This window comes from Dickeya sp. CFBP 2040, assembly GCF_012273755.1.
Taxonomy (GTDB): Bacteria; Pseudomonadota; Gammaproteobacteria; order Enterobacterales; family Enterobacteriaceae; genus Dickeya; species Dickeya poaceiphila.
This window is the reverse complement of record NZ_JAAVXH010000087.1, coordinates 216166-239747: the sequence shown is the minus strand read 5'-3', so window position 1 is coordinate 239747 and position 23582 is coordinate 216166. Positions and strand designations below refer to the sequence as shown.

The window sequence follows — 23582 nt, the reverse complement described above, 5'->3', positions numbered from 1 at the left end:
GAGGTGTGACCTGAAATCAGCTTTGGATTTCGCCCACCGGCATACCGCGCACGTGAGATGCGTTTAGTAGTAGGCCTGGTAGGAGAGCGAAATTAAACATGCTGTTTCATTGTCCAATAGTAAGTTGAAAATTCAGTTCTGTTATTATTGGTACTTGATTCCAGTCAGGATGTCAATCACTGGATGCCAGCGCAGGGCAGCCCGGTGCCTGATAGATCACACTCCTAACGGAAAAGCAGTGGAAAGGGCTTTGAGGTCGAGGGTGGGCGCGGTAGACTGCCTGCCCAATTTTTACCCTATCATTTTTGAGATTCAGACTCCGTACGCGCATGAAGACGAATTCACTCCCGCAATATCATCTGGTTCACCGCATTCAGCAGCAAATAGCCCAACGTCCTGACGCGCTGGCGTTTCGTGAATGGGAGGCTGGCCAGGAACAGCAACTCGACTGGCATCAGGTAGGCGAGCGTATCCGCCGTATCGCCTGCGGCCTGCTGGGTTTGGGCGTTGATGTTCAGGAACGTGTGGCGATCTTTTCCGATAACGCTATCAACTGGTCGTTGGCGGATTTGGCGCTGCTACATCTGCGGGCGATTACCGTGCCGCTTTATGCCACCAGCGCAGCGGCACAAGCGGCATTCATCCTGAACGATGCGGATATCCGTGTTGTGTTTGTCGGTGGTCAGGCGCAGTTTGATTTGCTGATGTCGCTGCGCGATACCTGTCCGCAACTACGTACCATTATTCTGCTGGACGAGCAGATTAGCCGTCGTGGCTGCGATATGGCGGTATCGTTGCAGGAGTTTGAAGAGCAAGCGGAATTGTCGGTATGGGAGCCAGTGCTGCGCCAACGAGTGGCTGAGCGGGATTTGGGCGATTTGTTTACGCTTATCTACACTTCCGGCACCACCGGCGAGCCTAAAGGCGTGATGCTGGATTATGCCAACATGGCAACCCAACTGATGTTGCACGATGAACGGTTGCACACCAACGAGCAGGATGTATCGCTGTGCTTTTTGCCGTTGTCACATGTTTTCGAACGTGCCTGGAGCTTTTTTATCATGCACCGCGGCGCGCAGAACGTTTACCTGCGCGATACCAATCAGGTGCGTGCTGCGATGGCGGCGGTCTGTCCTACCGTGATGTGTGCGGTGCCGCGATTTTACGAGAAAGTTTTCAGCGCTATCCATGAGAAAGTGGCACAGGCCCCATGGCATCGGCGTACGCTGTTTAACTGGGGGATCGCACAAGGCAATACGTGGTCTTTACGCCAACAGGCCGGAAAACGCGCCAGTGTGTGGAGCGCGTTGACGTATCGTCTTGCTGATAGGCTGGTGCTGTCGCGCCTGCGTCAGTTGTTGGGGGGCAAGGTCCGTTTTCTGCCGGCGGCGGGCGCGCGCCTGGATGACAACATTATCGCCTTCTTTCAGGCAATCGGTGTGCGCATCATTTATGGTTACGGCCTGACGGAAACCTGCGCCACCGTGTCTTGCTGGGATGCCGACCACTATCGCCTGGGTTCGGTGGGTATGCCGCTATCTGGCGTTGAAGTGCGTATTGGTGAGCAAAATGAAATCCAGGTGCGCGGCGCTACCGTAATGCGTGGTTATTATCGCCGTCCGCAAGAGACGCAGGCCGCTTTCACGCCAGACGGCTGGTTCAAAACCGGTGATGTGGGTGAGGTGGACGACAAGGGTAACCTGTTTATCACTGAACGGCTTAAAGACCTGATGAAAACCTCAGGGGGCAAATACATCGCGCCACAGCATTTGGAAGGGGCGCTGGGGCAAGATCGCTTTATTGAGCAGGTCGCGGTGATAGCCGATGCACGCAAGTATGTTTCCGCGTTGATCGTTCCCTGCTTTGAGGCGCTGGAGGAGTATGCCCGCTCGATGAATCTGGGGTATCAGGATCGATTGGAACTGCTGCGCCACAGCCATATTCTGTCGCTGTTTGAACAGCGGCTGCATGACATGCAGAAAGAGTTGGCCCGTTTTGAGCAGGTTAAAAAATTTACTCTGTTGCCTGCGCCGTTCAGTCAGGAGGAAGGGGAGCTGACCCCGACATTAAAACTCCGCCGAAAGGTCATTCATCAGCGTTATCAACTGGAAATTGAAGCCATGTACGCCGACTAACAGGTGTTTTGATGGCGATGGTTCTCTTTGCGCCGCAATTTTATTATCAATATTTCACTCTGTAATGCCGGACCACAGCGGAATATTTTTTAACGCTGTGGTCGTACCTCAGCGTTTTATCTGCTTCTACCCTCTTTTAACAGTTGATTTACCATCAATTATGCTGCTCCTTGCCCAGCCGTGGCGTTTGCCTGCTTCATAATCTGGCGTTATGTTAATAAGTTATGTGTAAAAATGTGGGCGATGTTCTGCGAGCAGGTGGGCGTGCGAGTAAAAACTGAACATGCCGTTGCTTCATTCGCTGAACGTCGTGTGATACGCGCGGGGCTCCCCTGTCAATGCAGAAGCGACTCGTTATCTGAACAATAAGAGGCAAACCCATGGAGATGTTGTCAGGCGCCGAGATGGTGATTCGATCATTGATCGATCAGGGCGTAAAACATGTGTTCGGTTATCCGGGCGGTGCGGTGCTGGATATTTACGATGCGCTACACACCGTTGGCGGCATAGAACACATTCTGGTGCGCCACGAGCAAGGCGCGGTACATATGGCTGATGGCTACGCCAGAGCGACCGGCGAAGTGGGTGTGGTACTGGTGACCTCCGGGCCGGGCGCAACCAATGCCATTACCGGTATTGCCACCGCGTATATGGATTCCATTCCGCTGGTGGTGATTTCCGGTCAGGTTGCGACCTCGTTGATTGGGTATGACGCCTTTCAAGAGTGCGACATGGTGGGGATTTCCCGCCCGGTGGTGAAACACAGTTATCTGGTCAAACAGACCGAAGACATTCCCACCGTGCTGAAAAAAGCCTTCTATCTGGCGTCTACTGGCCGCCCCGGACCGGTGGTGGTGGATTTGCCGAAAGACATTCTCAATCCGGCCAAAAAACTGCCGTATGCTTATCCTGATCAGGTCAGTCTGCGTTCTTATAACCCGACGGTGCAGGGGCATAAAGGCCAAATCAAACGCGCATTGCAGACGCTGCTGGCTGCTGAGCGTCCGGTGATTTATAGCGGCGGCGGGGTTGTCAACGCCAATTGTCATCAGGAATTGCGCGAACTGGCGGAAAAACTCAATCTTCCGGTGGCCAGTTCGTTGATGGGGTTGGGCGGTTTTCCGGGTACCCATCGTCAGAGCCTCGGTATGCTCGGTATGCACGGTACCTACGAAGCAAACATGGCGATGCACAACGCTGATGTCATCTTCGCCGTTGGGGTGCGTTTTGACGACCGGACTACCAATAATCTCGCTAAGTACTGCCCGAATGCCACCATTTTGCATATCGATATCGACCCGGCGTCCATCTCTAAAACCGTGGCGGCGGATATTCCCATCGTCGGCGATGCCCGTCAGGTGCTTAGCCTGATGCTGGAGTTGCTGGCGCAAGGCGGCGAGGTTCAGCAGAAATTCGACGCCATGCGCGATTGGTGGTTGCGCATCGATCAGTGGCGCGCGCGTCAATGCCTGAAATACAACACCGATGGCGACGCTATCAAACCGCAAGCGGTGATTGAAACGCTTCACCGTCTGACCGCAGGCAAGGCTTATGTGGCATCCGACGTAGGGCAACACCAGATGTTCGCTGCGCTGTATTATCCGTTTGACCAGCCACGTCGTTGGGTCAATTCCGGCGGCCTCGGCACCATGGGCTTCGGTCTGCCTGCCGCGCTGGGAATCAAGCTGGCGTTACCGGAAGAAACGGTCATCTGTGTTACCGGTGATGGCAGTATCCAGATGAATATTCAGGAGTTGTCTACCGCGCTGCAATATGACTTGCCGATTGTGGTGGTGAGCCTGAACAACCGTTTCCTTGGCATGGTGAAACAGTGGCAGGACATGATCTACTCTGGTCGTCACTCCAGTTCTTACATGGAATCTTTGCCGGATTTCGTCAAACTGGCGGAAGCTTACGGCCATGTCGGCATCACCATTGATACCCCGGATGAGCTGGAGCCGAAGCTGAAAGCAGCGCTGGAGCAGAAGAATCGTCTGGTGTTTGTGGATGTGCGGGTAGACAGCAGCGAGCATGTCTATCCGATGCAGATCCGCGGCGGCGGGATGGATGAGATGTGGTTAAGCAAAACGGAGAGGACCTGATCATGCGTCGTATTTTGTCGGTATTGCTGGAGAACGAATCGGGTGCTCTGTCGCGCGTGATTGGCCTGTTTTCTCAACGCGGTTACAACATTGAAAGTCTGACCGTCGCCCCAACGGATGATCCGACCCTGTCGCGGATGACTATCCAGACAGTGGGTGACGAGAAAGTGCTGGAACAAATTGAGAAGCAACTGCATAAGCTGGTGGACGTGCTGCGGGTTAGCGAACTGGGTCAGGGGGCGTATGTCGAACGTGAACTGATGCTGGTGAAATTGCAGGCCACCGGTTATGGACGCGAAGAGGTCAAACGCAGTGCGGAAATCTTCCGCGGGCAGATAGTGGATGTCACGGCATCGTTGTATACCGTGCAGTTGGCTGGCACCAGCGAGAAGCTGGACGCGTTCCTTAACAGCGTACGTGAAGTCGCTGAAATTGTTGAAGTGGCACGTTCCGGCGTCGTGGGTGTATCGCGCGGTGACCGCGTCATGCGCTGACGTGCTGCTGAAATAGGGTCGGTTGTCTGATGATTTGCTGATTTTCGTACAGCAATACTGGCTTTTTTGATGGTAATATCTAGCCCGGCTATAACGCCGGGCTTTTTTAATTCTGATTGACGTAACTAATAAAAGCGGTTGCCCGCCAGTGTTTTCTGCGCTTAGATCAGTATTATATCCACCGTTAATGTATGGTTATCGGTTCATTCTTTACTTTTTATCCGGCTTATTAAGGGGTTACCAGTGAAACTGGATGAAATCGCGCGTCTTGCTGGGGTTTCGCGTACGACGGCCAGTTACGTCATTAATGGTAAAGCGAAACAATATCGTGTCAGCGATAAGACCGTAGAGAAAGTGATGGCGGTGGTCAGGGAGCACAACTACCATCCAAACGCTGTCGCAGCTGGTTTGCGCGCCGGGCGTACTCGCTCCATCGGGCTGGTCATTCCCGATCTGGAAAACACCAGCTACACCCGTATCGCCAATTATCTGGAGCGTCAGGCTCGGCAGCGCGGTTATCAGTTGCTGATCGCCTGTTCTGAGGATCAGCCCGATAATGAGATGCGTTGCATTGAACATCTGTTGCAACGTCAGGTGGATGCCATCATTGTTTCGACGGCGCTACCGCCGGAGCACCCGTTTTACCAGCGCTGGGCGAATGATCCTCTGCCGGTGATTGCACTCGACCGGGCGCTGGATCGCGAGCATTTCGCCAGTGTAGTTGGGGCGGATATGGAAGACGCGGAAATGCTGGCGCAGGAACTGCGTAAGGTACCGGCGGAGTCGGTGATGTATCTTGGTGCACTGCCGGAGTTATCAGTCAGCTTTTTGCGCGAGCAGGGGTTCCGGCGTGCCTGGGCAGACGATGTGCGCCAGGTGAACTATATCTATGCCAACAGTTATGAACGCAGTGCAGCGGCAGCGGTGTTTGAAGAGTATCTGAACACTCACCCGATGCCGCAGGCGTTGTTTACAACCTCGTTCCCGCTACTGCAAGGCGTGATGGATGTAACGCTCCGGCGGAGTGGCCGTTTGCCGAACAATCTGGCGATCGCCACATTTGGCGATAATGAATTGCTGGATTTTCTGGAATGTCAGGTATTGGCGGTCGCGCAGCGTCACCGTGAAGTCGCGGAGCGGGTGCTGGAACTGGTACTGGCCAGTCTGGATGAGCCGCGCAAACCAAAACCGGGCTTATACCGTATCCGCCGTAATCTCTACCGCCGTGGTTTTCTGAGCCGTCACTGACGGATACCCTGCGGCGATGGAGTAATTTTTTGCCTCTACGCCGCATAAGATAAATCCTATTTTTATCTCTATTTTTTCTTTCATTTATCTACCCAAAATAATTCGAGTTGCAGGACAACACGCTCGTGTGTTGAACAACGCAACCAACGTACCTGCAACTTGAGGTATGACGGGTATATTACTTACATGACTGTTTATTGTTCAGGGTTAATGACTGACGATTTGTGGATGAGAAGAAACGCTAACCCGGAACAGGCGACGACAATATTCCAGAAAATAACCGTACGCTACACCCATGAACATAGCAATTACCGCATTGCTGGCAACCGCTTTTAGAATTTGCGACGGTTCTGCGCCAATTGTCAGCAGAATAGCGGCATACACTGGCGATTGAAAACTAACGTAGGCAAACAGGTCCGCCATATTTTTTCCCCAGCGTAAATTAGCATTCAGGCGTAGCGCCAGAGCGACAATCCGATCCCGGTAAAGGCCGTAAGGCCAGGCAATAACAATATTGACTGGAATCGACAACAGCCGCGAAGAGAGCGATTGTTCGAAGGTCATGCCGGATAACAGTATTTCGATCACCATGCCGGTTAGAAAGCAATACACCACCATGGCAACGGTATCGGCAACGATGCCGCGAATACGGGAAAGGGGGGAAAACATATCGTACGGCTCCATGGTAGAGGATAATAACGTTAATTTTTTCGTTATTTTATGGTGTTTAGTTTTGCTTTATTGGTTTTTTTGTAGTTTACATGACTATTTATTATCTTTTAACTAGCTTAAAAAACTTATTTTTTCTTATTTTTTGTTCGGCGACGCAACTTTATGGGTTCAAATCGTTTTTTTCATTCGAAAATCGTGAGTTATGCAATTAAACCCATATAAAACAAATAATTAATTTAATATGTATGCCAGAAAAAAACAAAGCTGAAAAACCATACGTTGCAGCGAAAAAGTTACTGACAGGTAAAGTGCAAGTGAATGTGATCGATACTGGAAATAAAGCCAGTTATTCTATTTAGTTTCGGGAAACGGCGGGCTAATGTTTCACTCGCGCATAGATAACCTAAGTTGAAGTGATTGACTGTGTGGTTCAGGTCAAAAAAATGGGATTTCAGGTTAAATAATTTCATTTTTCCTGCCATTAGCTGTGCTAAAAGGAAAAATAATTTTTAAAAAATCTTAAAAATCAGATGATAAAAATATATCGCGTGCAGAGAGAGATTTAAGAGATACCTATCGAACTGTGGCAGTCAAAATAATATTGCATTGAATAAAAAATTCTATATCTTTGTGCACCGCTCTAAAAGCCATTAATTTTCCTTAAATAATCACGACGTTAATACTAATTATTTCTTTATGGTGACTTTTTTGCGCTTTTTTCGCGCTCTTGCTCTGCGGGAAATAATGCCCAAGCGCATCCGTGCTGGCTTGACAAGCTTTTCATCCCCTCCGTAAACTCTCAATAGTGGGGATTTGTGGGGCAAAGTGGTAAAAAGGGTCATGAAGGGTTAAATACTGTCATGTTTCGTGGGGCGACGTTGGTCAACCTCGATAGTAAAGGGCGGCTTGCCGTTCCCACCCGTTACCGGGATTTACTGAACGAGGAAGCTCAAGGGCAAATGGTATGTACCATTGACCTGCATCAGCCCTGCCTGCTGCTTTACCTGTTACCCGAATGGGAAATTATCGAACAGAAACTTTCTCGCCTGTCGAGTATGAACCCCGCTGAGCGCCGTGTTCAGCGATTGCTGCTCGGACACGCCAGCGAATGCCAGATGGATAACGCCGGAAGGATACTGATTGCATCTACGCTGCGGCAGCATGTGGGTCTTACGAAAGAAGTGATGCTGGTTGGGCAGTTCAACAAGTTTGAACTGTGGGATGAACAGACCTGGTATCGACAAGTCAAGGAAGATATTGACGCTGAGCAGTCAACTCAGGAGCCCTTATCTGAGCGACTGCGGGACTTATCACTATAGTCATGGCAGAAACGTTTAAACACGCTACCGTGCTGCTGGATGAAGCCGTCAACGGCCTGAACATTCGCAGCAACGGTGTCTACATTGATGGCACGTTTGGTCGGGGTGGTCATTCCCGTCTCATTCTGTCCCGCCTTGGGCCGGAAGGCCGTTTGTTGGCGATTGATCGTGATCCTCAGGCAGTTGAAGTCGCCAATACGATTGATGACGCACGTTTTTCTATTATCCACGGACCTTTTTCCGAACTGGCTGAATACGTCGAGGAGCGTGGGCTGACCGGTAAAATCGACGGTATCCTGCTGGATTTAGGGGTTTCTTCACCTCAGCTTGACGATCCCGAACGCGGATTTTCTTTTATGCGTGATGGCCCGCTGGACATGCGTATGGACCCCACGCGAGGCCAGTCGGCGGCAGAATGGTTGATGAAGGCGGAGGCGGAAGACATCGCCTGGGTGCTGAAAACATTCGGCGAGGAGCGTTTCGCCAAACGTATCGCCCGCGCGATTGTAGAGCGTAACCGTATAGACCCGTTGACCCGCACCAAAGCGCTGGCGGAATTGATTGCTGCCGCCAGTCCTATTCGGGAAAAGTATAAGCACCCGGCGACCCGCTCATTCCAGGCCATTCGTATCTATATCAATAGCGAACTGGAAGAGATTGAACGCGCGTTGGACGGCGCACTGAAGGTGCTGGCGCCAGAAGGCCGGTTGTCGGTAATCAGCTTCCATTCATTGGAAGACCGGATTGTGAAACGTTTTATTCGCCAACATAGCCGGGGACCGCAGGTGCCTGCCGGCCTGCCGCTGACGGAGGCGCAACTGCGCAGCCAGGGCGGCCAGACGCTCAAATCGGTAGGTAAAATGATGCCGCCTGATGACGAAGTGGCGGATAATCCGCGCGCGCGCAGTTCGGTGCTGCGCTTTGCTGAGAGACTGCCGTCGTGATCGGAAATGAGCGCCATTCGCTGGGTGGCGTCATCGGCGATGACCTGTTGCGTCATGGAAAATTAGCGACGTTGTTGCTGATAGCGGTATTGGTGTCCGCCATTATGGTGGTGACCACCGCGCACCGTACGCGTCTGCTAACGGCAGAGCGTGAGCGGTTGCTGCTGGAGCGTGATGCGCTGGATATCGAATGGCGCAACCTGATTCTGGAAGAGAACGCCTTGGGCGATCACAGCCGTGTCGAGCAGATCGCTACCGAGAAGCTACATATGGTGCACGTTGATCCTTCACAGGAAAATATTGTGGTTAAACAGTAATGCATTAACAGGTATCGCCTAGATTATGAAAGCAGCGCGACCGGGAAAACTGAAACGTCAGGAAGAACATGCCAGCTTTGTCAGCTGGCGTTTTGCGTTGCTTTGCGGCGGTATTCTGTTGTGTATGGTGGGATTGATGTTGCGAGCGGCGTATCTGCAGGTGATCGCGCCCGACAAGCTGGTGCGTGAAGGAGATATGCGTTCTCTGCGCGTGCAGGAAATCCCGACCGCTCGCGGTATGATAAGTGATCGCGCCGGACGTCCGCTGGCAGTGAGCGTACCGGTCAACGCGGTCTGGGCCGACCCGAAAGATGTTAACGATCATGGCGGCATTTCACTGGATACCCGCTGGAAAGCGCTGGCGGATGCGCTGGAAATCCCACTGGATCAGATCGCCGCTAAAGTGAACGCTAACCCGAATGGTCGTTTTGTCTACCTCGCCCGTCAGGTGAATCCGGCGATTGGCGAATACATCCACAAGCTGAAACTGCCAGGCATCAACCTGCGGCAGGAATCGCGGCGTTATTACCCTTCAGGTCAGGTGACGTCGCACTTGATCGGCTTTACCAATATCGATGGTCAGGGTATTGAAGGTATTGAGAAGAGTTTTGATCGCTGGCTGACTGGCCGACCTGGCGAGCGTACCGTACGTAAAGACCGTTTTGGGCGGGTGATTGAAGATATTTCCTCAGTGGATAGCCAGGCGGCCCACAATCTGATGCTCAGTATTGACGAACGCCTGCAAGCGCTGGTGTACCGTGAGCTGAACAACGCCGTGGCATTCAATAAGGCTGAGTCAGGCACCGCCGTGTTGGTAGATGTCAATACTGGCGAAGTATTGGCGATGGCCAACAGTCCGTCCTACAACCCCAACAATCTGACCGGTACGCCAACCGATGTCATCCGTAACCGCGCCATTACCGATATTTTCGAACCTGGTTCAACCGTGAAACCCATGGTGGTGATGACGGCGCTACAGCGCAACGTGGTTAAGGAAAATGCGGTACTCAATACGTTGCCGTATTACATCAACGGTCATGAAATCAAGGATGTAGCGCGTTACAGCGAGCTGACCCTGGCCGGGGTGTTGCAGAAATCCAGTAATGTCGGCGTATCTCATCTGGCACTGGCGATGCCAGCTTCCGCGTTGGTGGACACTTACTCCCGTTTTGGTCTTGGCAAAGCCACCAATCTGGGGTTGGTAGGTGAAAGTCTGGGTTTGTACCCGAATCGTCAACGCTGGTCGGATATTGAACGCGCTACCTTTTCGTTTGGTTATGGTCTGATGGTGACACCGCTGCAACTGGCGCGCGTCTACGCCACCATCGGCAGCTTCGGTATCTATCGGCCACTTTCCATCACCAAGGTTGACCCGCCGGTACCGGGAGAACGTGTTTTTTCCGAACAGATTGTCCGTACCGTAGTGCACATGATGGAAAGTGTCGCATTGCCAGGCGGCGGCGGCACCAAGGCGGCGGTAAAAGGCTACCGCATCGCGATTAAAACCGGGACGGCGAAAAAGGTCGGCCCGGATGGCAAGTACATCAACAAATATATCGCGTATACCGCTGGGGTCGCGCCAGCCAGTAACCCGCGCTTTGCGCTGGTGGTGGTGATTAACGACCCACAGGCGGGGAAATACTACGGTGGTGCGGTGTCGGCTCCGGTATTCGGTGCGATCATGGGCGGCGTATTGCGTACCATGAATATCGAACCGGATGCGCTGGCAACCGGTGAAAAAAGCGATTTTGTAATCAACAGAAAAGAGGGTTCAGGTGACAGATCGTAACTTGCGCGATGTCCTGGCTCCGTGGGTGAACGACGCCCCGGATCTTGCGCTGCGGGAAATGACATTAGACAGCCGCATGGCGGCTGCCGGGGATCTGTTTGTGGCAGTCGTTGGCTACAAGACAGATGGGCGGCACTACATTCCGCAGGCCATTGCGCAGGGCGTCGCGGCGGTTGTCGCACAGGCGGATAACGCCACGCCCGATGGTACCCTGACTGAAATGCACGGTGTGCCGGTGATTTATCTTGAGAATCTGAACCAGCGTTTATCCGCGCTGGCGGGGCGTTTTTACTGTCAGCCATCGACCTCGCTGCAACTGATTGGCGTCACGGGCACCAACGGCAAAACCACGACGACCCAGTTGATGGCGCAGTGGAGTCAGGCATTGGGTAAAACCAGCGCCGTAATGGGCACGGTGGGTAATGGGTTGCTGGGGCGTGTGGTGCCGTCGGAAAACACTACCGGTTCGGCGGTGGATGTACAGCAGATTCTGAGCCAACTGGTGGCGCAGGGGGCAGACTTTGCCGCCATGGAGGTCTCTTCGCATGGGTTGGTGCAGCATCGTGTGGAAGCGCTGGCGTTTGCCGCCGTGGTTTTTACCAATTTGAGCCGCGACCATCTGGATTACCACGGTGACATGGCCAATTACGAAGCGGCCAAGTGGCGGCTATTTGCCGAGCATCAGGCAGGCCAGAAAATTATTAATGCTGATGACGAGGTCGGTCGTCGTTGGTTAAGGCGTCTGCCAGATGCGGTTGCGGTGAGCGTGGCGGGCGATGTTGATAGCGGTCGGGCGCATTGGCTGAAAGCTACCCATATCGATTATCACGACAGCGGTTTCACAGTGACGTTTGACTCCAGTTGGGGCGCAGGGGTTATCAACAGCCGCCTGATGGGGGCGTTTAACGTCAGTAATCTGTTGCTGGCGCTGGCAACACTGCTGTCACTGGGGTATCCGCTGGAACAATTGGTGAAGGTCGGTTCTGCGTTGCAACCGGTCTGCGGTAGGATGGAAGTTTTTCTTGCCAGTGGTCGGCCAACCGTGGTGGTGGATTACGCCCACACCCCGGATGCGTTGGAAAAAGCGCTGGCGGCGGCACGGTTGCATTGCCGGGGAACGCTGTGGTGCGTTTTCGGTTGCGGCGGTGATCGTGATAGAGGTAAGCGCCCACTAATGGGGGCGGTTGCGGAGCAACTGGCTGACCGGGTGATCGTTACCGACGATAACCCGCGTAGCGAAGACCCGCAGGCGATTGTCACCGACATTTTGAGCGGATTGCTGGATGCTGGCCGGGTGCAGGTGATCGCTGGTCGTGCGCAGGCTGTCACCAGTGCGGTGATGCAGGCGGCTGCCGATGATGTGGTGCTGGTCGCAGGTAAAGGGCATGAAGACTACCAACTGGTAGGAAATGAACGGTTGGACTATTCAGACCGCATTACTGTCGCGCGTTTGCTGGGGGTTATCGTATGATCAGCGTTTCGTTGCGACAGTTGGCTGATGTGTTGGGCGCCCGGTTGGTGGGGGATGACCTGACTATTAGCGATGTGTCTACAGATACCCGCAAACTTACCGCCGGTTGTTTGTTCGTCGCGTTACGTGGCGAAAAATTTGATGCTCATGATTACGCTGCAGATGCCGTTAATAATGGGGCGGCAGCATTATTGGTGAGTAAGTACTTACAAGCTAAAGTGCCGCAACTGGTGGTAGACGATACGCGTTTGGCGTTGGGTGTAATGGCCGGTTGGGTGCGCCAGCAAAGTCGTGCGCGCGTCGTGGCGCTGACAGGGTCATCGGGAAAAACCTCCGTCAAGGAAATGGCCGCCTCGATTCTGCGTCAGTGCGGCAATGTGCTATTCACTGCGGGTAACTTCAACAACGATATCGGCGTGCCGCTGACGTTGTTACGCCTGACGCCAGAGCATGACTACGCGGTGATTGAACTGGGCGCTAATCATATTGGTGAGATTGCCTACACCACGGCGATGGTGCGACCGGAAGCGGCGCTGGTGAATAATCTGGCCGCAGCTCATCTGGAAGGGTTTGGTTCGTTGGAAGGCGTGGCACAGGCCAAAGGCGAGATTTTTGGCGGTTTACCGGCTCAGGGCGTGGCGATCCTCAACGCGGACAGTCACGATGAAACCCGCTGGCAGGACTTGCTGATGGGGAAAACCCTATGGCGCTTTGCTCCACAACAGCGTGACGGCATCGATTTTTACGCCAGTGATGTCAGTGTGAGCGAGCGGGGAACGGCTTTCGTGTTGCATACGCCGATGGGCGATATCGCCGTAACGTTGCCGTTGCCGGGACGTCACAACGTTGCTAACGCGCTGGCGGCAGCGGCGCTGGCGCTGGCAGTGGGGGCGACGCTGGACACGGTAAAAGAGGGTCTGGCGCAGTTACAGGCGGTATCAGGGCGGTTGTTTCCGATTGCACTGGCGCCGGGAAAACTGTTGCTGGACGACAGCTACAACGCCAACGTCGGTTCGATGACGGCAGCGGCGCTGGTGTTGGCGGAGATGCCTGGCTACCGGGTGATGGTGGTGGGCGATATGGCTGAGTTGGGCCAGGACGCGCAAGCCTGTCACCTTCAGGTGGGTGAAGCAGCCCGCAAGGCAAACATCGATAAGGTATTGAGTGTGGGAACGCTGAGCGCGTTGATTGGCGAAGCGAGCGGCACTGGCGAGCATTTTGATAATAAAGCAGCGTTGATTGCCCGTTTGCGGGCGTTGGTAACGCAGCATAATACCATTACCGTTTTGATTAAAGGTTCACGCAGTGCGGCGATGGAACAGGTAGTACACGCATTACAGGAGAATGCTACATGTTAGTTTGGCTGGCCGAGCATCTGGTCAAGTTTTATTCCGGCTTTAACGTCTTTTCATATTTGACGTTTCGGGCCATTGTCAGCCTGCTGACGGCATTGATTATTTCCCTGTGGATGGGGCCGCATCTGATTGCCTGGTTGCAACGTTTACAAATTGGTCAGGTCGTGCGTAACGAAGGACCAGAGTCCCATTTCAGCAAGCGCGGCACACCGACCATGGGCGGCGTGATGATTCTGGCGTCGATCATTATTTCGGTGTTGTTGTGGGTCAACCTGGCTAACCCCTATGTCTGGTGCGTACTGTTGGTGCTGGTGGGGTATGGCATCGTCGGGTTTGTAGATGATTATCGCAAAGTGGTGCGTAAGGATACTCGCGGGTTGATTGCCCGCTGGAAGTACTTCTGGCAGTCGGTGCTGGCGTTGGCGGTGGCATTCTCCATGTACGCCATTGGCAAAGACACGCCGGCTACGCAACTGGTGGTGCCGTTTTTCAAGGACGTGATGCCGCAACTGGGTGTGATGTACATCGTGCTGGCTTATTTCGTGATTGTCGGTACCAGCAACGCGGTTAACCTCACCGATGGTCTGGACGGGTTAGCCATTATGCCGACGGTGTTTGTGGCGGCCGGTTTTGCGTTGGTTGCCTGGGCGACCGGTAACATGAATTTCGCCAGTTATCTGCATATTCCGTATATCCGACATGCCAGCGAACTGGTGGTGGTATGTACTGCGATTGTTGGTGCCGGACTTGGGTTTTTATGGTTCAACACCTACCCCGCGCAGGTATTTATGGGGGATGTCGGCTCACTGGCGCTGGGCGGAGCATTGGGTACCATCGCGGTATTGCTGCGTCAGGAGTTTTTGCTGGTGATCATGGGCGGGGTATTCGTGGTGGAAACCCTGTCTGTGATTTTGCAAGTGGGTTCTTTCAAACTGCGCGGTCAGCGGATTTTCCGCATGGCGCCGATTCACCACCACTATGAACTGAAAGGATGGCCGGAGCCACGAGTGATTGTGCGGTTCTGGATTATTTCGCTGATGCTGATGCTCATCGGCCTGGTAACGCTCAAGGTACGGTAAAAATGGACTATCAGGGTAGAAAGGTTGTCATTATCGGGTTAGGGCTGACAGGGCTCTCCTGTGTTGATTTTTTCCTTGCACGCGGGGTGGTGCCGCGCGTGTTGGATACCCGTATCAGTCCGCCGGGCCTGGATAAATTACCTGAGTCCGTTGAGCGCCATCTGGGCGGTCTTAATGATGAGTGGTTGCTGTCCGCCGACCTGATTATCGCCAGTCCCGGTATCGCGTTGGCGACGCCCGTGTTGTGCGAAGCGGCGGCGGCTGGTATTGAGATTATCGGCGATATCGAATTGTTCTGCCGCGAAGCGCAGGCACCGATTGTTGCGATTACCGGCTCTAACGGCAAAAGCACTGTGACCACGTTGGTGGGGCAAATGGCGCACGCTGCCGGTTGGGCCGTTGGCGTGGGCGGTAATATCGGCATACCAGCACTGGAATTGCTCAAGCAGGAAAGTGAACTGTATGTGCTGGAACTATCAAGCTTCCAGTTGGAAACCACTTATAGCCTGCACGCTGCCGCTGCCACGATCCTCAACGTAACTGAGGATCACACCAACCGTTATCCGCTGGGATTGCAGCAGTACCGCGCCGCAAAACTACGTATTTATGAAAACGCCAACGTCTGCATTGTGAACGCAGACGATGCCTTGACCATGCCGGTGCGCGGAGCGGACGCGCGTTGTCTGAGCTTTGGTGTGGATGTGGGTGATTATCATCTGAATCGGCAACAGGGTGAAACCTGGCTGCGTGTGAAGGGTGAGCGGGTATTGAATACCCGTGAAATCAAACTGGTTGGTCAGCATAACTACACCAATGCGTTGGCTGCCTTGGCGCTGGCGGATGCGGTGGGAATCCCCCGCTCGTCGGCGCTGACGGCGCTGACTACGTTTACCGGCTTGCCGCACCGTTTCCAACTGGCGTTGGAGCGGAGGGGGGTGCGCTGGGTTAATGATTCCAAAGCTACTAATGTCGGCAGTACCGAAGCCGCGTTGAGCGGGTTGCATGTCGATGGCACGCTGCATCTGCTGCTGGGCGGCGATGGGAAATCAGCGGATTTTTCTCCGCTGTTGCGTTACCTGCAAGGCGACCATATTCGGCTGTATTGCTTTGGGCGTGATGGCGGACAACTGGCGGCGCTGCGTCCGGACATTGCTGAACGGACTGAAACCATGGAGCAGGCGATGCGGCTTATTGCCAGCCGCACTCGGTCAGGGGATATGGTGCTGTTGTCGCCCGCCTGCGCCAGTCTCGATCAGTTCCGTAGCTTTGAGCAGCGTGGCGATGAGTTCGCTCGTCTGGCGGAGGAGCTGGGATAATGCGTGTTATCGGGGCCGGCATGGTTGAACGTCTGAAAAGCTGGGTGATGGGGACGCGCGAAAGCGACAACCTCAACACTGTGCTGTATGACCGGACGCTACTGTGGCTGACCCTGGGACTGGCGGTGATAGGTTTTGTGATGGTGACGTCGGCGTCGATGCCGGTTGGGCAGCGTCTGGCAAGCGACCCGTTTCTGTTCGCCAAGCGTGATGCGTTGTATCTGGGGCTGGCGTTCGGTTTGTCGCTGGTCACCATGCGAGTGCCGATGGAGGTCTGGCAGCGTTACAGCGTGGTACTGCTGCTGGCGTCGATAGTGATGTTGTTGATCGTACTGGTGGTGGGCAGCTCGGTGAACGGAGCATCACGCTGGATTTCTCTGGGGCCGTTGCGCATCCAGCCGGCGGAGTTATCGAAATTGTCGTTGTTTTGCTACCTCTCCAGCTACATGGTGCGCAAAGTCGAGGAAGTGCGGAACAACTTTTGGGGATTCTGTAAGCCGATGGGGGTAATGGTGGTGCTGGCGGTGTTGCTGCTGGCTCAGCCGGACCTCGGTACGGTGGTGGTGCTGTTTATTACTACGCTGGCGATGTTGTTTCTTGCAGGGGCAAAACTGTGGCAGTTCCTGGCGATCATCGGTTGTGGCATCTTCGCCGTCGGGTTGTTGATTATAGCGGAACCGTATCGTGTACGCCGTGTAACCTCGTTCTGGAATCCCTGGGACGACCCATTCGGCAGCGGCTATCAGCTGACGCAATCGTTGATGGCGTTTGGCCGCGGCGAACTGTGGGGACAAGGGCTTGGTAATTCCATCCAGAAACTGGAGTATCTACCGGAAGCGCATACCGACTTTATCTTCTCAATTTTGGGGGAAGAGCTGGGCTATATCGGTGTGGTTTTGGCGTTGTTAATGATATTCTTCGTCGCTTTTCGGGCGATGTCGATTGGTCGTCGGGCGCTGGAAATCGATCAGCGATTTTCGGGCTTTCTGGCCTGCTCCATCGGTATCTGGTTCAGTTTTCAGACGCTGGTGAATGTCGGCGCTGCTGCAGGTATGTTGCCGACTAAAGGGCTGACATTACCGCTAATCAGTTACGGTGGTTCCAGCTTGCTGATTATGTCGACGGCTATTGTGTTGTTGTTGCGAATTGATTACGAAACGCGCCTGACCAAAGCGCAGGCGTTTACGAGAGGTACCCGATGAGTGGCGAAGGCAAGCGTTTGATGGTGATGGCAGGCGGTACCGGTGGGCATGTGTTCCCCGGTCTGGCGGTTGCGCATCATCTAATGGCGCAAGGCTGGCAGGTGCGCTGGCTGGGCACGGCTGACCGGATGGAAGCGGATCTGGTGCCGAAGCACGGTATCGACATCGACTTTATCCGTATTTCCGGTCTGCGCGGCAAGGGGCTGAAAGCTTTGTTGCTGGCACCGGTGCGTATTTTCCGGGCGGTGCGGCAAGCGCAGGCGATTATGCGCCGCTATCAGCCGGATGTAGTGCTGGGCATGGGCGGTTATGTATCTGGTCCCGGCGGCCTGGCTGCGTGGTTGTGTGGTGTCCCTGTGGTGTTGCATGAGCAAAACGGCATCGCCGGGTTGACTAACCGCTGGCTGTCGCGCATTGCCAAGAAAGTATTACAGGCGTTTCCGGGCGCATTTCCCCATGCGGATGTGGTGGGAAATCCGGTACGTACTGACGTGCTGGCGCTGCCTTCCCCCACAGAGCGGCTGGCGGAGCGAAATGGCCCGGTGCGCGTGCTGGTGGTCGGTGGAAGCCAGGGGGCGAGGGTATTAAACCAAACCTTGCCCGGCGTTGCGGCAAAGTTACATGGTGCCGTTACTATCTGGCATCAAACCGGCAAAGGAGCACAGGCAGAGGTTCAGGCCGCCTATGCGAAAGCTGGCGAGCCTCAACACCGGATTACCGAGTTTATCGACGACATGGCGGCGGCATACGCGTGGGCTGACGTGGTGGTGTGCCGTTCGGGTGCGCTGACGGTCAGCGAAATTGCCGCAGCCGGGTTGCCGGCGTTATTTGTGCCGTTTCAGCATAAGGATCGGCAGCAGTACTGGAATGCGTTGCCACTGGAGCAAGCGGGGGCGGCGAAGATTATCGAACAGGCCTCTCTGAGCGTGGATGCGGTAAGCGCGGTGTTGTCCGCCTGGGATCGGGCCACCTTGCGTGATATGGCGCAGAAAGCCCGGACTGTGGCGATTCCCGATGCAACGGAACGGGTGGCGGCTGAGGTAGCGGCAGCGGCGACGCAACGGGCATCCCAGGCTGTCTGAAATTAATTGATGATGGCCGACAATAGTCGGCGTTGATGTAGGTTGCGATAAAAAATAGTGAATACTCAAGAACTGGCGAAACTGCGTTCAATCGTGCCTGAGATGCACCGCGTCCGGCACATCCATTTTGTCGGCATCGGCGGTGCTGGCATGGGCGGTATCGCCGAAGTCCTGGCTAATGAAGGATACGAGATCAGCGGTTCCGATCTGGCGCCTAATGCGGTGACTCAGCAATTGACCGATCTGGGCGCACGGATCTATTTCCATCACCGCCCGGAAAATGTGAACGACGCGAGTGTGGTGGTGGTGTCCAGCGCTATTACGGCAGACAACCCGGAGATTATCGCGGCTCATGAGGCCCGTATTCCAGTGATTCGCCGGGCAGAGATGCTGGCAGAATTGATGCGCTTTCGCCATGGCATCGCCATTGCCGGTACGCATGGCAAGACAACGACCACCGCGATGGTGACCAGTATCTACGCGGAAGCAGGCCTGGACCCAACGTTTGTCAACGGTGGTTTGGTTAAGGCAGCGGGAACGCACGCCCGTTTGGGGTCGAGTCGTTATCTGATTGCAGAGGCGGATGAAAGTGATGCGTCGTTCCTGCATTTGCAGCCGATGGTAGCGATTGTGACTAACATCGAAGCCGACCACATGGACACCTATCAGGGCGATTTTGAGAACCTCAAGCAGACGTTCATCAACTTCCTGCACAACCTGCCGTTTTACGGCCATGCGGTGATGTGCCTTGACGATGCGGTGATTCGTGAACTGTTGCCGAAAGTAGGGCGCCATATCACGACCTACGGTTTTAGCGATGATGCGGATGTACGCGTCGCCGATTACCGTCAGGTCGGAGCACAGGGGCTGTTTACGCTGGCGCGTCAGGGTAAGCCGTTGCTCAACGTGACGCTGAATGCACCGGGCCGTCACAATGCGCTGAACGCGGCGGCGGCGGTAGCTGTGGCAACGGAAGAAGGTATTGATGACGAGGCTATCCTGCGGGCGTTGGCGCGTTTTCAGGGGACCGGGCGTCGATTTGATTTTCTGGGCGAATTCTCGCTGCAGTCGGTCAACGGTAAAAGCGGCAGCGCCATGTTGGTGGATGATTACGGACATCACCCGACGGAAGTGGACGCTACCGTCAAGGCGGCGCGTGCTGGCTGGCCTGATAAGCGTTTGGTGATGATTTTTCAGCCGCATCGTTATACCCGTACGCGGGATCTATATGATGACTTCGCTCACGTGTTGTCGCAGGTAGATGTGTTGCTGATGCTGGATGTGTATCCGGCTGGTGAAGCGCCGATTCCGGGTGCAGATAGTCGGTCGCTGTGTCGTACCATTCGTGGTCGTGGAAAAATCGATCCGATCATGGTGCCGGATGTGGAGACGTTGCCTGAGCTGCTGGCGCAGGCGTTGCAGGGTGATGATCTGATACTGGTTCAGGGCGCTGGCAACATTGGCAAACTGGCGCGTCGGCTGGCGGAAAATCGCCTGCAGGCAAAGACCAAAGACTGAGAACAGGATGACTACGTTCGTGATGGTAGTGATGACTGACCACTGTGAAATCGGCCACTGGCCGGTTGAGGTTGGTTATGCCGCTATTTCGTGTCCGGTCATGACAGACAACGGTTACCGCCGCGTACCCGTTGTGGAGTTAGCGAATTAGTATGTCGCAGGCGGCGTTGAATACACGCGGACGTGAGCAGGAAAAAGGCGCGCGACGCAGTAATGGTAGTCAGCTGGCAGGGATTTTTTTCCTGTTGATGGTGGCCGGTACCATCCTTTGGGGCAGTTGGATGGTGCTGGGTTGGATGAAAGATGCCAGCCGTTTGCCACTATCCAGATTGGTGGTGACCGGAGAACGGCACTACACCACCAATGACGATATTCGTCAGGCGATTTTGTCGCTGGGGCCGCCCGGCACGTTCATGACGCAGGATGTCAATGTCATTCAGCAGCAGATTGAACGCTTGCCCTGGATCAAACAGGCCAGCGTACGTAAGCAGTGGCCAGACGAATTAAAGATTCATCTGGTTGAATTTGTTCCGTTTGCGCGCTGGAATGATCAGTTTATGGTTGACAGCGAAGGTAGCGCGTTTAGCGTTCCCGCTGAGCGTATCGGCAATCAAAAAATGCCGATGTTGTACGGCCCGGAAGGGGGCGAGGAAGATGTGCTGGAGGGATATCGCGAGATAAGCCAGACACTCGCGGCAGGCAAATTTACCGTGAAGATGGTGGCGATGACCGCGCGTCATTCATGGCAGGTTGGGTTGGATAATGACGTCCGCCTTGAACTGGGGCGTGATGACAGAAGTCGGCGTCTGGCGCGTTTTCTGGAGCTTTATCCGTTGCTGCAGCGGCAGGCTCAAAATGAAAACAAGCGGATTAATTATGTTGACTTACGGTATGACACCGGCGCTGCAGTAGGTTGGAGCCCGGCATTTATTGATCAGCAAAAAGACATTGATCAGCAAAAAAACAGTACTCAGCAACAGAATCAGGCACAGGCTAAACAGCAATGATCAAGTCGACGGACAGAAAACTGGTAGTTGGGCTGGAAATCGGTACAGCAAAAGTCGCTGCACTGGTCGGTGAAGTTCTGCCTGATGGCATGATCAATATCATCGGTGTGGGAAGCTGCCCGTCACGGGGCATGGATAAAGGCGGCGTCAACGATCTGGAATCGGTGGTCAAATGCGTGCAGCGCGCCATCGACCAGGCGGAACTGATGGCTGATTGCCAGATCTCTTCGGTGTATCTGGCGTTGTCCGGCAAGCACATTAGCTGCCAGAACGAGATTGGCATGGTGCCTATCTCTGAAGAAGAAGTGACGCAGGACGATGTAGAAAGTGTGGTGCATACGGCCAAATCTGTCCGGGTTCGTGATGAGCATCGAATTTTGCATGTTATCCCACAGGAATATGCCATCGACTATCAGGAAGGGATTAAAAACCCGGTTGGGTTGTCTGGCGTGCGGATGCAGGCCAAGGTACATCTGATCACCTGTCATAACGACATGGCGAAGAACATTGTTAAAGCGGTGGAACGCTGTGGTCTTAAGGTGGATCAACTGATTTTCGCCGGTCTGGCATCCAGTTATGCCGTATTGACCGAAGACGAGCGTGAACTGGGTGTGTGTGTCGTGGATATCGGTGGCGGCACCATGGATATGGCGGTGTATACCGGCGGCGCGCTGCGTCACACAAAAGTGATTCCTTATGCTGGTAACGTCGTCACCAGCGATATAGCCTATGCGTTTGGCACGCCCCCCACGGATGCGGAAGCGATTAAGGTGCGTTACGGTTGCGCACTCGGTTCTATTGTCAGCAAGGATGAAACCGTGGAAGTGCCGAGCGTCGGCGGGCGTCCGCCGCGTAGTCTGCAGCGTCAGACATTGGCGGAGGTAATTGAACCCCGCTATACCGAATTATTGAATCTGGTGAATGACGAACTGTTGCAGTTGCAGGAGCAGTTGCGTCAGCAAGGTGTGAAGCATCATCTGGCAGCAGGCATCGTGCTGACCGGTGGTGCGGCGCAAATCGACGGCCTGGCGGCCTGCGCGCAGCGTGTGTTCCATACACAAGTGCGTATCGGCCAGCCGCTGAATATCACCGGATTGACGGATTATGCGCAGGAGCCCTATTACTCGACAGCGGTGGGGCTGCTGCATTACGGCAAAGAGTCTCATCTGAGTGGCGAACACGAAGTTGAGAAACGCGCTTCGGTCAGCAACTGGTTTAAACGCCTGAACAGCTGGCTGAGAAAGGAATTTTAACGTTTATCAAAAGAGATCATTAGCACGACTTTTTTGATCTTGAAGTAATACAGGCACAAGACGGAGAGAAACTATGTTTGAACCAATGGAGTTAACCAACGACGCGGTGATTAAAGTCATCGGCGTCGGTGGTGGCGGCGGTAACGCCGTCGAACACATGGTGCGTGAACGCATCGAAGGTGTTGAATTCTTTGCGGTTAACACCGATGCTCAGGCACTGCGCAAAACGGCGGTCGGCCAGACCATTCAGATCGGCAGCGGCATCACCAAAGGCTTGGGGGCGGGTGCTAACCCAGAAGTAGGCCGCAATTCCGCCGAAGAAGATCGCGAAGCATTGCGTTCTGCTCTGGATGGTGCGGACATGGTGTTTATCGCAGCGGGCATGGGCGGTGGTACCGGTACCGGCGCTGCGCCAGTGGTGGCGGAAGTTGCTAAGGAACTGGGCATCCTGACTGTTGCGGTTGTCACTAAGCCCTTTAATTTTGAAGGCAAAAAGCGCATGGCGTTTGCCGAACAGGGGATTGCGGAGCTGTCCAAGCACGTTGATTCGCTGATTACTATTCCCAATGATAAGCTGTTGAAAGTATTGGGCCGTGGCATCTCTCTGCTGGATGCGTTCGGTGCGGCTAACGACGTGCTGAAAGGCGCAGTACAGGGCATTGCCGAACTGATTACCCGTCCGGGTCTGATGAACGTAGACTTCGCCGATGTGCGTACCGTGATGTCTGAAATGGGTTATGCCATGATGGGGTCCGGCGTGGCTCGTGGTGAAGATCGTGCGGAAGAAGCGGCGGAAATGGCGATTTCCAGTCCTCTGTTGGAAGACATTGATCTTTCAGGCGCTCGTGGTGTGTTGGTTAACATTACTGCCGGTTTCGATCTGCGTTTGGATGAATTTGAAACGGTTGGTAATACCATTCGCGCATTTGCATCTGATAATGCAACGGTAGTGATTGGTACGTCGCTGGACCCAGATATGAATGACGAACTGCGGGTGACCGTGGTGGCGACCGGTATCGGTATGGACAAACGTCCTGAAATTACGCTGGTTACCAACAAGCAAAGCAGCCAGCCGGTTATGGATCACCGCTATCAACAACATGGCATGGCACCGCTGACGCAGGAAAAACCTGCCGCCAAAGTGGTAAACGACCAGAGCGTGCAGACCAATAAAGAGCCGGATTATCTTGATATTCCTGCTTTCCTGCGTAAGCAGGCGGACTAAGGTCTGGTTGGAATCTCCGCTCTTTGTGCTAAACTGTGCCGCCGGCCTTAGTGT

21 protein-coding genes are annotated in these 23582 nt (G+C 54.3%); 19 read left to right on the top strand and 2 right to left on the bottom strand.

Going from position 1 to position 23582, the window contains the following annotated elements:
• Positions 1 to 16: 16 nt before the first annotated feature.
• Positions 17 to 100 carry a leu operon leader peptide gene (leuL, locus tag Dpoa2040_RS18525; protein ID WP_128569840.1) on the bottom strand — a complete coding sequence of 28 codons (84 nt, stop codon included), beginning with the start codon at positions 98 to 100 and terminating at the stop codon, positions 17 to 19.
• A 229-nt stretch (positions 101 to 329) separates the two neighbouring features.
• On the opposite strand from leuL, the gene Dpoa2040_RS12765 reads away from it, so the two are divergent.
• The 4 genes from Dpoa2040_RS12765 (at position 330) to cra (ending at position 5979) form a co-directional block, all read left to right on the top strand.
• The gene (locus tag Dpoa2040_RS12765) at positions 330 to 2135 is read left to right on the top strand and encodes a long-chain fatty acid--CoA ligase (protein ID WP_146411037.1); all 1806 of its coding nucleotides are present in this window, start codon (positions 330 to 332) and stop codon (positions 2133 to 2135) included.
• A gap of 380 nt (positions 2136 to 2515) precedes the next feature.
• On the top strand, positions 2516 to 4237 hold the full coding sequence (gene ilvI, locus Dpoa2040_RS12760; RefSeq protein WP_042872794.1) for an acetolactate synthase 3 large subunit: 1722 nt from the start codon (positions 2516 to 2518) through the stop codon (positions 4235 to 4237).
• Positions 4238 to 4239: 2 nt separating this feature from the next.
• Positions 4240 to 4731, top strand: coding sequence for an acetolactate synthase small subunit (gene ilvN / locus Dpoa2040_RS12755; protein WP_016940607.1), 492 nt, complete (start codon positions 4240 to 4242; stop codon positions 4729 to 4731).
• A 243-nt stretch (positions 4732 to 4974) separates the two neighbouring features.
• Entirely contained in the window at positions 4975 to 5979 is a 1005-nt protein-coding gene (gene cra, locus Dpoa2040_RS12750; protein ID WP_168641472.1) for a catabolite repressor/activator, read from the top strand.
• Positions 5980 to 6186: 207 nt separating this feature from the next.
• Here the strand turns inward: cra and Dpoa2040_RS12745 are convergent, their stop codons facing one another.
• Positions 6187 to 6648, bottom strand: a complete 462-nt coding sequence (locus Dpoa2040_RS12745) for an L-alanine exporter AlaE (protein ID WP_168641471.1) — start codon at positions 6646 to 6648, stop codon at positions 6187 to 6189.
• A gap of 863 nt (positions 6649 to 7511) precedes the next feature.
• Here Dpoa2040_RS12745 and mraZ point away from each other — a divergent pair.
• From mraZ to ftsZ, 15 genes are all read left to right on the top strand, one after another.
• Positions 7512 to 7970 (top strand): division/cell wall cluster transcriptional repressor MraZ, encoded by a 459-nt coding sequence (gene mraZ, locus Dpoa2040_RS12740; RefSeq protein ID WP_042872786.1) that lies wholly within the window; start codon positions 7512 to 7514, stop codon positions 7968 to 7970.
• Between the two features lie 2 nt (positions 7971 to 7972).
• A complete protein-coding gene (rsmH, locus tag Dpoa2040_RS12735) occupies positions 7973 to 8914 on the top strand; it encodes a 16S rRNA (cytosine(1402)-N(4))-methyltransferase RsmH (RefSeq protein ID WP_168641470.1) in 942 nt (313 codons plus the stop codon).
• Positions 8911 to 9231 carry a cell division protein FtsL gene (gene ftsL, locus Dpoa2040_RS12730; protein WP_042872782.1) on the top strand — a complete coding sequence of 107 codons (321 nt, stop codon included), beginning with the start codon at positions 8911 to 8913 and terminating at the stop codon, positions 9229 to 9231. Before rsmH ends, ftsL begins: the two co-directional genes overlap by 4 nt.
• A gap of 25 nt (positions 9232 to 9256) precedes the next feature.
• Positions 9257 to 11020, top strand: coding sequence for a peptidoglycan glycosyltransferase FtsI (locus tag Dpoa2040_RS12725; RefSeq protein WP_042872779.1), 1764 nt, complete (start codon positions 9257 to 9259; stop codon positions 11018 to 11020).
• Positions 11007 to 12491, top strand: coding sequence for a UDP-N-acetylmuramoyl-L-alanyl-D-glutamate--2,6-diaminopimelate ligase (murE, locus tag Dpoa2040_RS12720; protein WP_168641469.1), 1485 nt, complete (start codon positions 11007 to 11009; stop codon positions 12489 to 12491). The genes Dpoa2040_RS12725 and murE overlap by 14 nt, the downstream gene beginning before the upstream one ends.
• On the top strand, positions 12488 to 13849 hold the full coding sequence (gene murF, locus Dpoa2040_RS12715) for a UDP-N-acetylmuramoyl-tripeptide--D-alanyl-D-alanine ligase (protein ID WP_168641468.1): 1362 nt from the start codon (positions 12488 to 12490) through the stop codon (positions 13847 to 13849). Before murE ends, murF begins: the two co-directional genes overlap by 4 nt.
• The gene (gene mraY / locus Dpoa2040_RS12710) at positions 13843 to 14925 is read left to right on the top strand and encodes a phospho-N-acetylmuramoyl-pentapeptide-transferase (protein WP_042872774.1); all 1083 of its coding nucleotides are present in this window, start codon (positions 13843 to 13845) and stop codon (positions 14923 to 14925) included. The genes murF and mraY overlap by 7 nt, the downstream gene beginning before the upstream one ends.
• A 2-nt stretch (positions 14926 to 14927) precedes the next feature.
• Positions 14928 to 16241 carry a UDP-N-acetylmuramoyl-L-alanine--D-glutamate ligase gene (murD, locus tag Dpoa2040_RS12705; protein ID WP_146411040.1) on the top strand — a complete coding sequence of 438 codons (1314 nt, stop codon included), beginning with the start codon at positions 14928 to 14930 and terminating at the stop codon, positions 16239 to 16241.
• Positions 16241 to 17443, top strand: coding sequence for a cell division protein FtsW (gene ftsW / locus Dpoa2040_RS12700; RefSeq protein ID WP_168641467.1), 1203 nt, complete (start codon positions 16241 to 16243; stop codon positions 17441 to 17443). Before murD ends, ftsW begins: the two co-directional genes overlap by 1 nt.
• A complete protein-coding gene (gene murG / locus Dpoa2040_RS12695) occupies positions 17440 to 18525 on the top strand; it encodes an undecaprenyldiphospho-muramoylpentapeptide beta-N-acetylglucosaminyltransferase (protein WP_168641466.1) in 1086 nt (361 codons plus the stop codon). Before ftsW ends, murG begins: the two co-directional genes overlap by 4 nt.
• A gap of 57 nt (positions 18526 to 18582) precedes the next feature.
• Complete coding sequence (gene murC / locus Dpoa2040_RS12690) at positions 18583 to 20043, top strand: UDP-N-acetylmuramate--L-alanine ligase (protein WP_168641465.1); 1461 nt, start codon at positions 18583 to 18585, stop codon at positions 20041 to 20043.
• Between the two features lie 7 nt (positions 20044 to 20050).
• Positions 20051 to 20194 (top strand): hypothetical protein, encoded by a 144-nt coding sequence (locus Dpoa2040_RS12685; protein ID WP_168641464.1) that lies wholly within the window; start codon positions 20051 to 20053, stop codon positions 20192 to 20194.
• Between the two features lies 1 nt (position 20195).
• Positions 20196 to 21050 (top strand): cell division protein FtsQ, encoded by an 855-nt coding sequence (gene ftsQ / locus Dpoa2040_RS12680; RefSeq protein WP_168641463.1) that lies wholly within the window; start codon positions 20196 to 20198, stop codon positions 21048 to 21050.
• Entirely contained in the window at positions 21047 to 22303 is a 1257-nt protein-coding gene (gene ftsA / locus Dpoa2040_RS12675; protein WP_013319461.1) for a cell division protein FtsA, read from the top strand. The genes ftsQ and ftsA overlap by 4 nt, the downstream gene beginning before the upstream one ends.
• A gap of 73 nt (positions 22304 to 22376) precedes the next feature.
• The gene (gene ftsZ / locus Dpoa2040_RS12670) at positions 22377 to 23528 is read left to right on the top strand and encodes a cell division protein FtsZ (protein ID WP_042872763.1); all 1152 of its coding nucleotides are present in this window, start codon (positions 22377 to 22379) and stop codon (positions 23526 to 23528) included.
• Positions 23529 to 23582: the final 54 nt, after the last annotated feature.

What these genes read in the sequence shown, in the direction of transcription:
- ftsA (WP_013319461.1), top strand. Translation starts at nt 21,047, where the DNA reads ATGATCAAGTCGACGGACAGAAAACTGGTAGTTGGGCTGGAAATCGGT.
- mraZ (WP_042872786.1), top strand. Translation starts at nt 7,512, where the DNA reads ATGTTTCGTGGGGCGACGTTGGTCAACCTCGATAGTAAAGGGCGGCTT.
- murF (WP_168641468.1), top strand. Translation starts at nt 12,488, where the DNA reads ATGATCAGCGTTTCGTTGCGACAGTTGGCTGATGTGTTGGGCGCCCGG.
- ilvN (WP_016940607.1), top strand. Translation starts at nt 4,240, where the DNA reads ATGCGTCGTATTTTGTCGGTATTGCTGGAGAACGAATCGGGTGCTCTG.
- murD (WP_146411040.1), top strand. Translation starts at nt 14,928, where the DNA reads ATGGACTATCAGGGTAGAAAGGTTGTCATTATCGGGTTAGGGCTGACA.
- Dpoa2040_RS12725 (WP_042872779.1), top strand. Translation starts at nt 9,257, where the DNA reads ATGAAAGCAGCGCGACCGGGAAAACTGAAACGTCAGGAAGAACATGCC.
- ftsZ (WP_042872763.1), top strand. Translation starts at nt 22,377, where the DNA reads ATGTTTGAACCAATGGAGTTAACCAACGACGCGGTGATTAAAGTCATC.
- murG (WP_168641466.1), top strand. Translation starts at nt 17,440, where the DNA reads ATGAGTGGCGAAGGCAAGCGTTTGATGGTGATGGCAGGCGGTACCGGT.
- mraY (WP_042872774.1), top strand. Translation starts at nt 13,843, where the DNA reads ATGTTAGTTTGGCTGGCCGAGCATCTGGTCAAGTTTTATTCCGGCTTT.
- leuL (WP_128569840.1), bottom strand. Translation starts at nt 100, where the DNA reads ATGTTTAATTTCGCTCTCCTACCAGGCCTACTACTAAACGCATCTCAC.
- ftsQ (WP_168641463.1), top strand. Translation starts at nt 20,196, where the DNA reads ATGTCGCAGGCGGCGTTGAATACACGCGGACGTGAGCAGGAAAAAGGC.
- Dpoa2040_RS12745 (WP_168641471.1), bottom strand. Translation starts at nt 6,648, where the DNA reads ATGTTTTCCCCCCTTTCCCGTATTCGCGGCATCGTTGCCGATACCGTT.
- ftsW (WP_168641467.1), top strand. Translation starts at nt 16,241, where the DNA reads ATGCGTGTTATCGGGGCCGGCATGGTTGAACGTCTGAAAAGCTGGGTG.
- Dpoa2040_RS12765 (WP_146411037.1), top strand. Translation starts at nt 330, where the DNA reads ATGAAGACGAATTCACTCCCGCAATATCATCTGGTTCACCGCATTCAG.
- rsmH (WP_168641470.1), top strand. Translation starts at nt 7,973, where the DNA reads ATGGCAGAAACGTTTAAACACGCTACCGTGCTGCTGGATGAAGCCGTC.
- ilvI (WP_042872794.1), top strand. Translation starts at nt 2,516, where the DNA reads ATGGAGATGTTGTCAGGCGCCGAGATGGTGATTCGATCATTGATCGAT.
- Dpoa2040_RS12685 (WP_168641464.1), top strand. Translation starts at nt 20,051, where the DNA reads ATGACTACGTTCGTGATGGTAGTGATGACTGACCACTGTGAAATCGGC.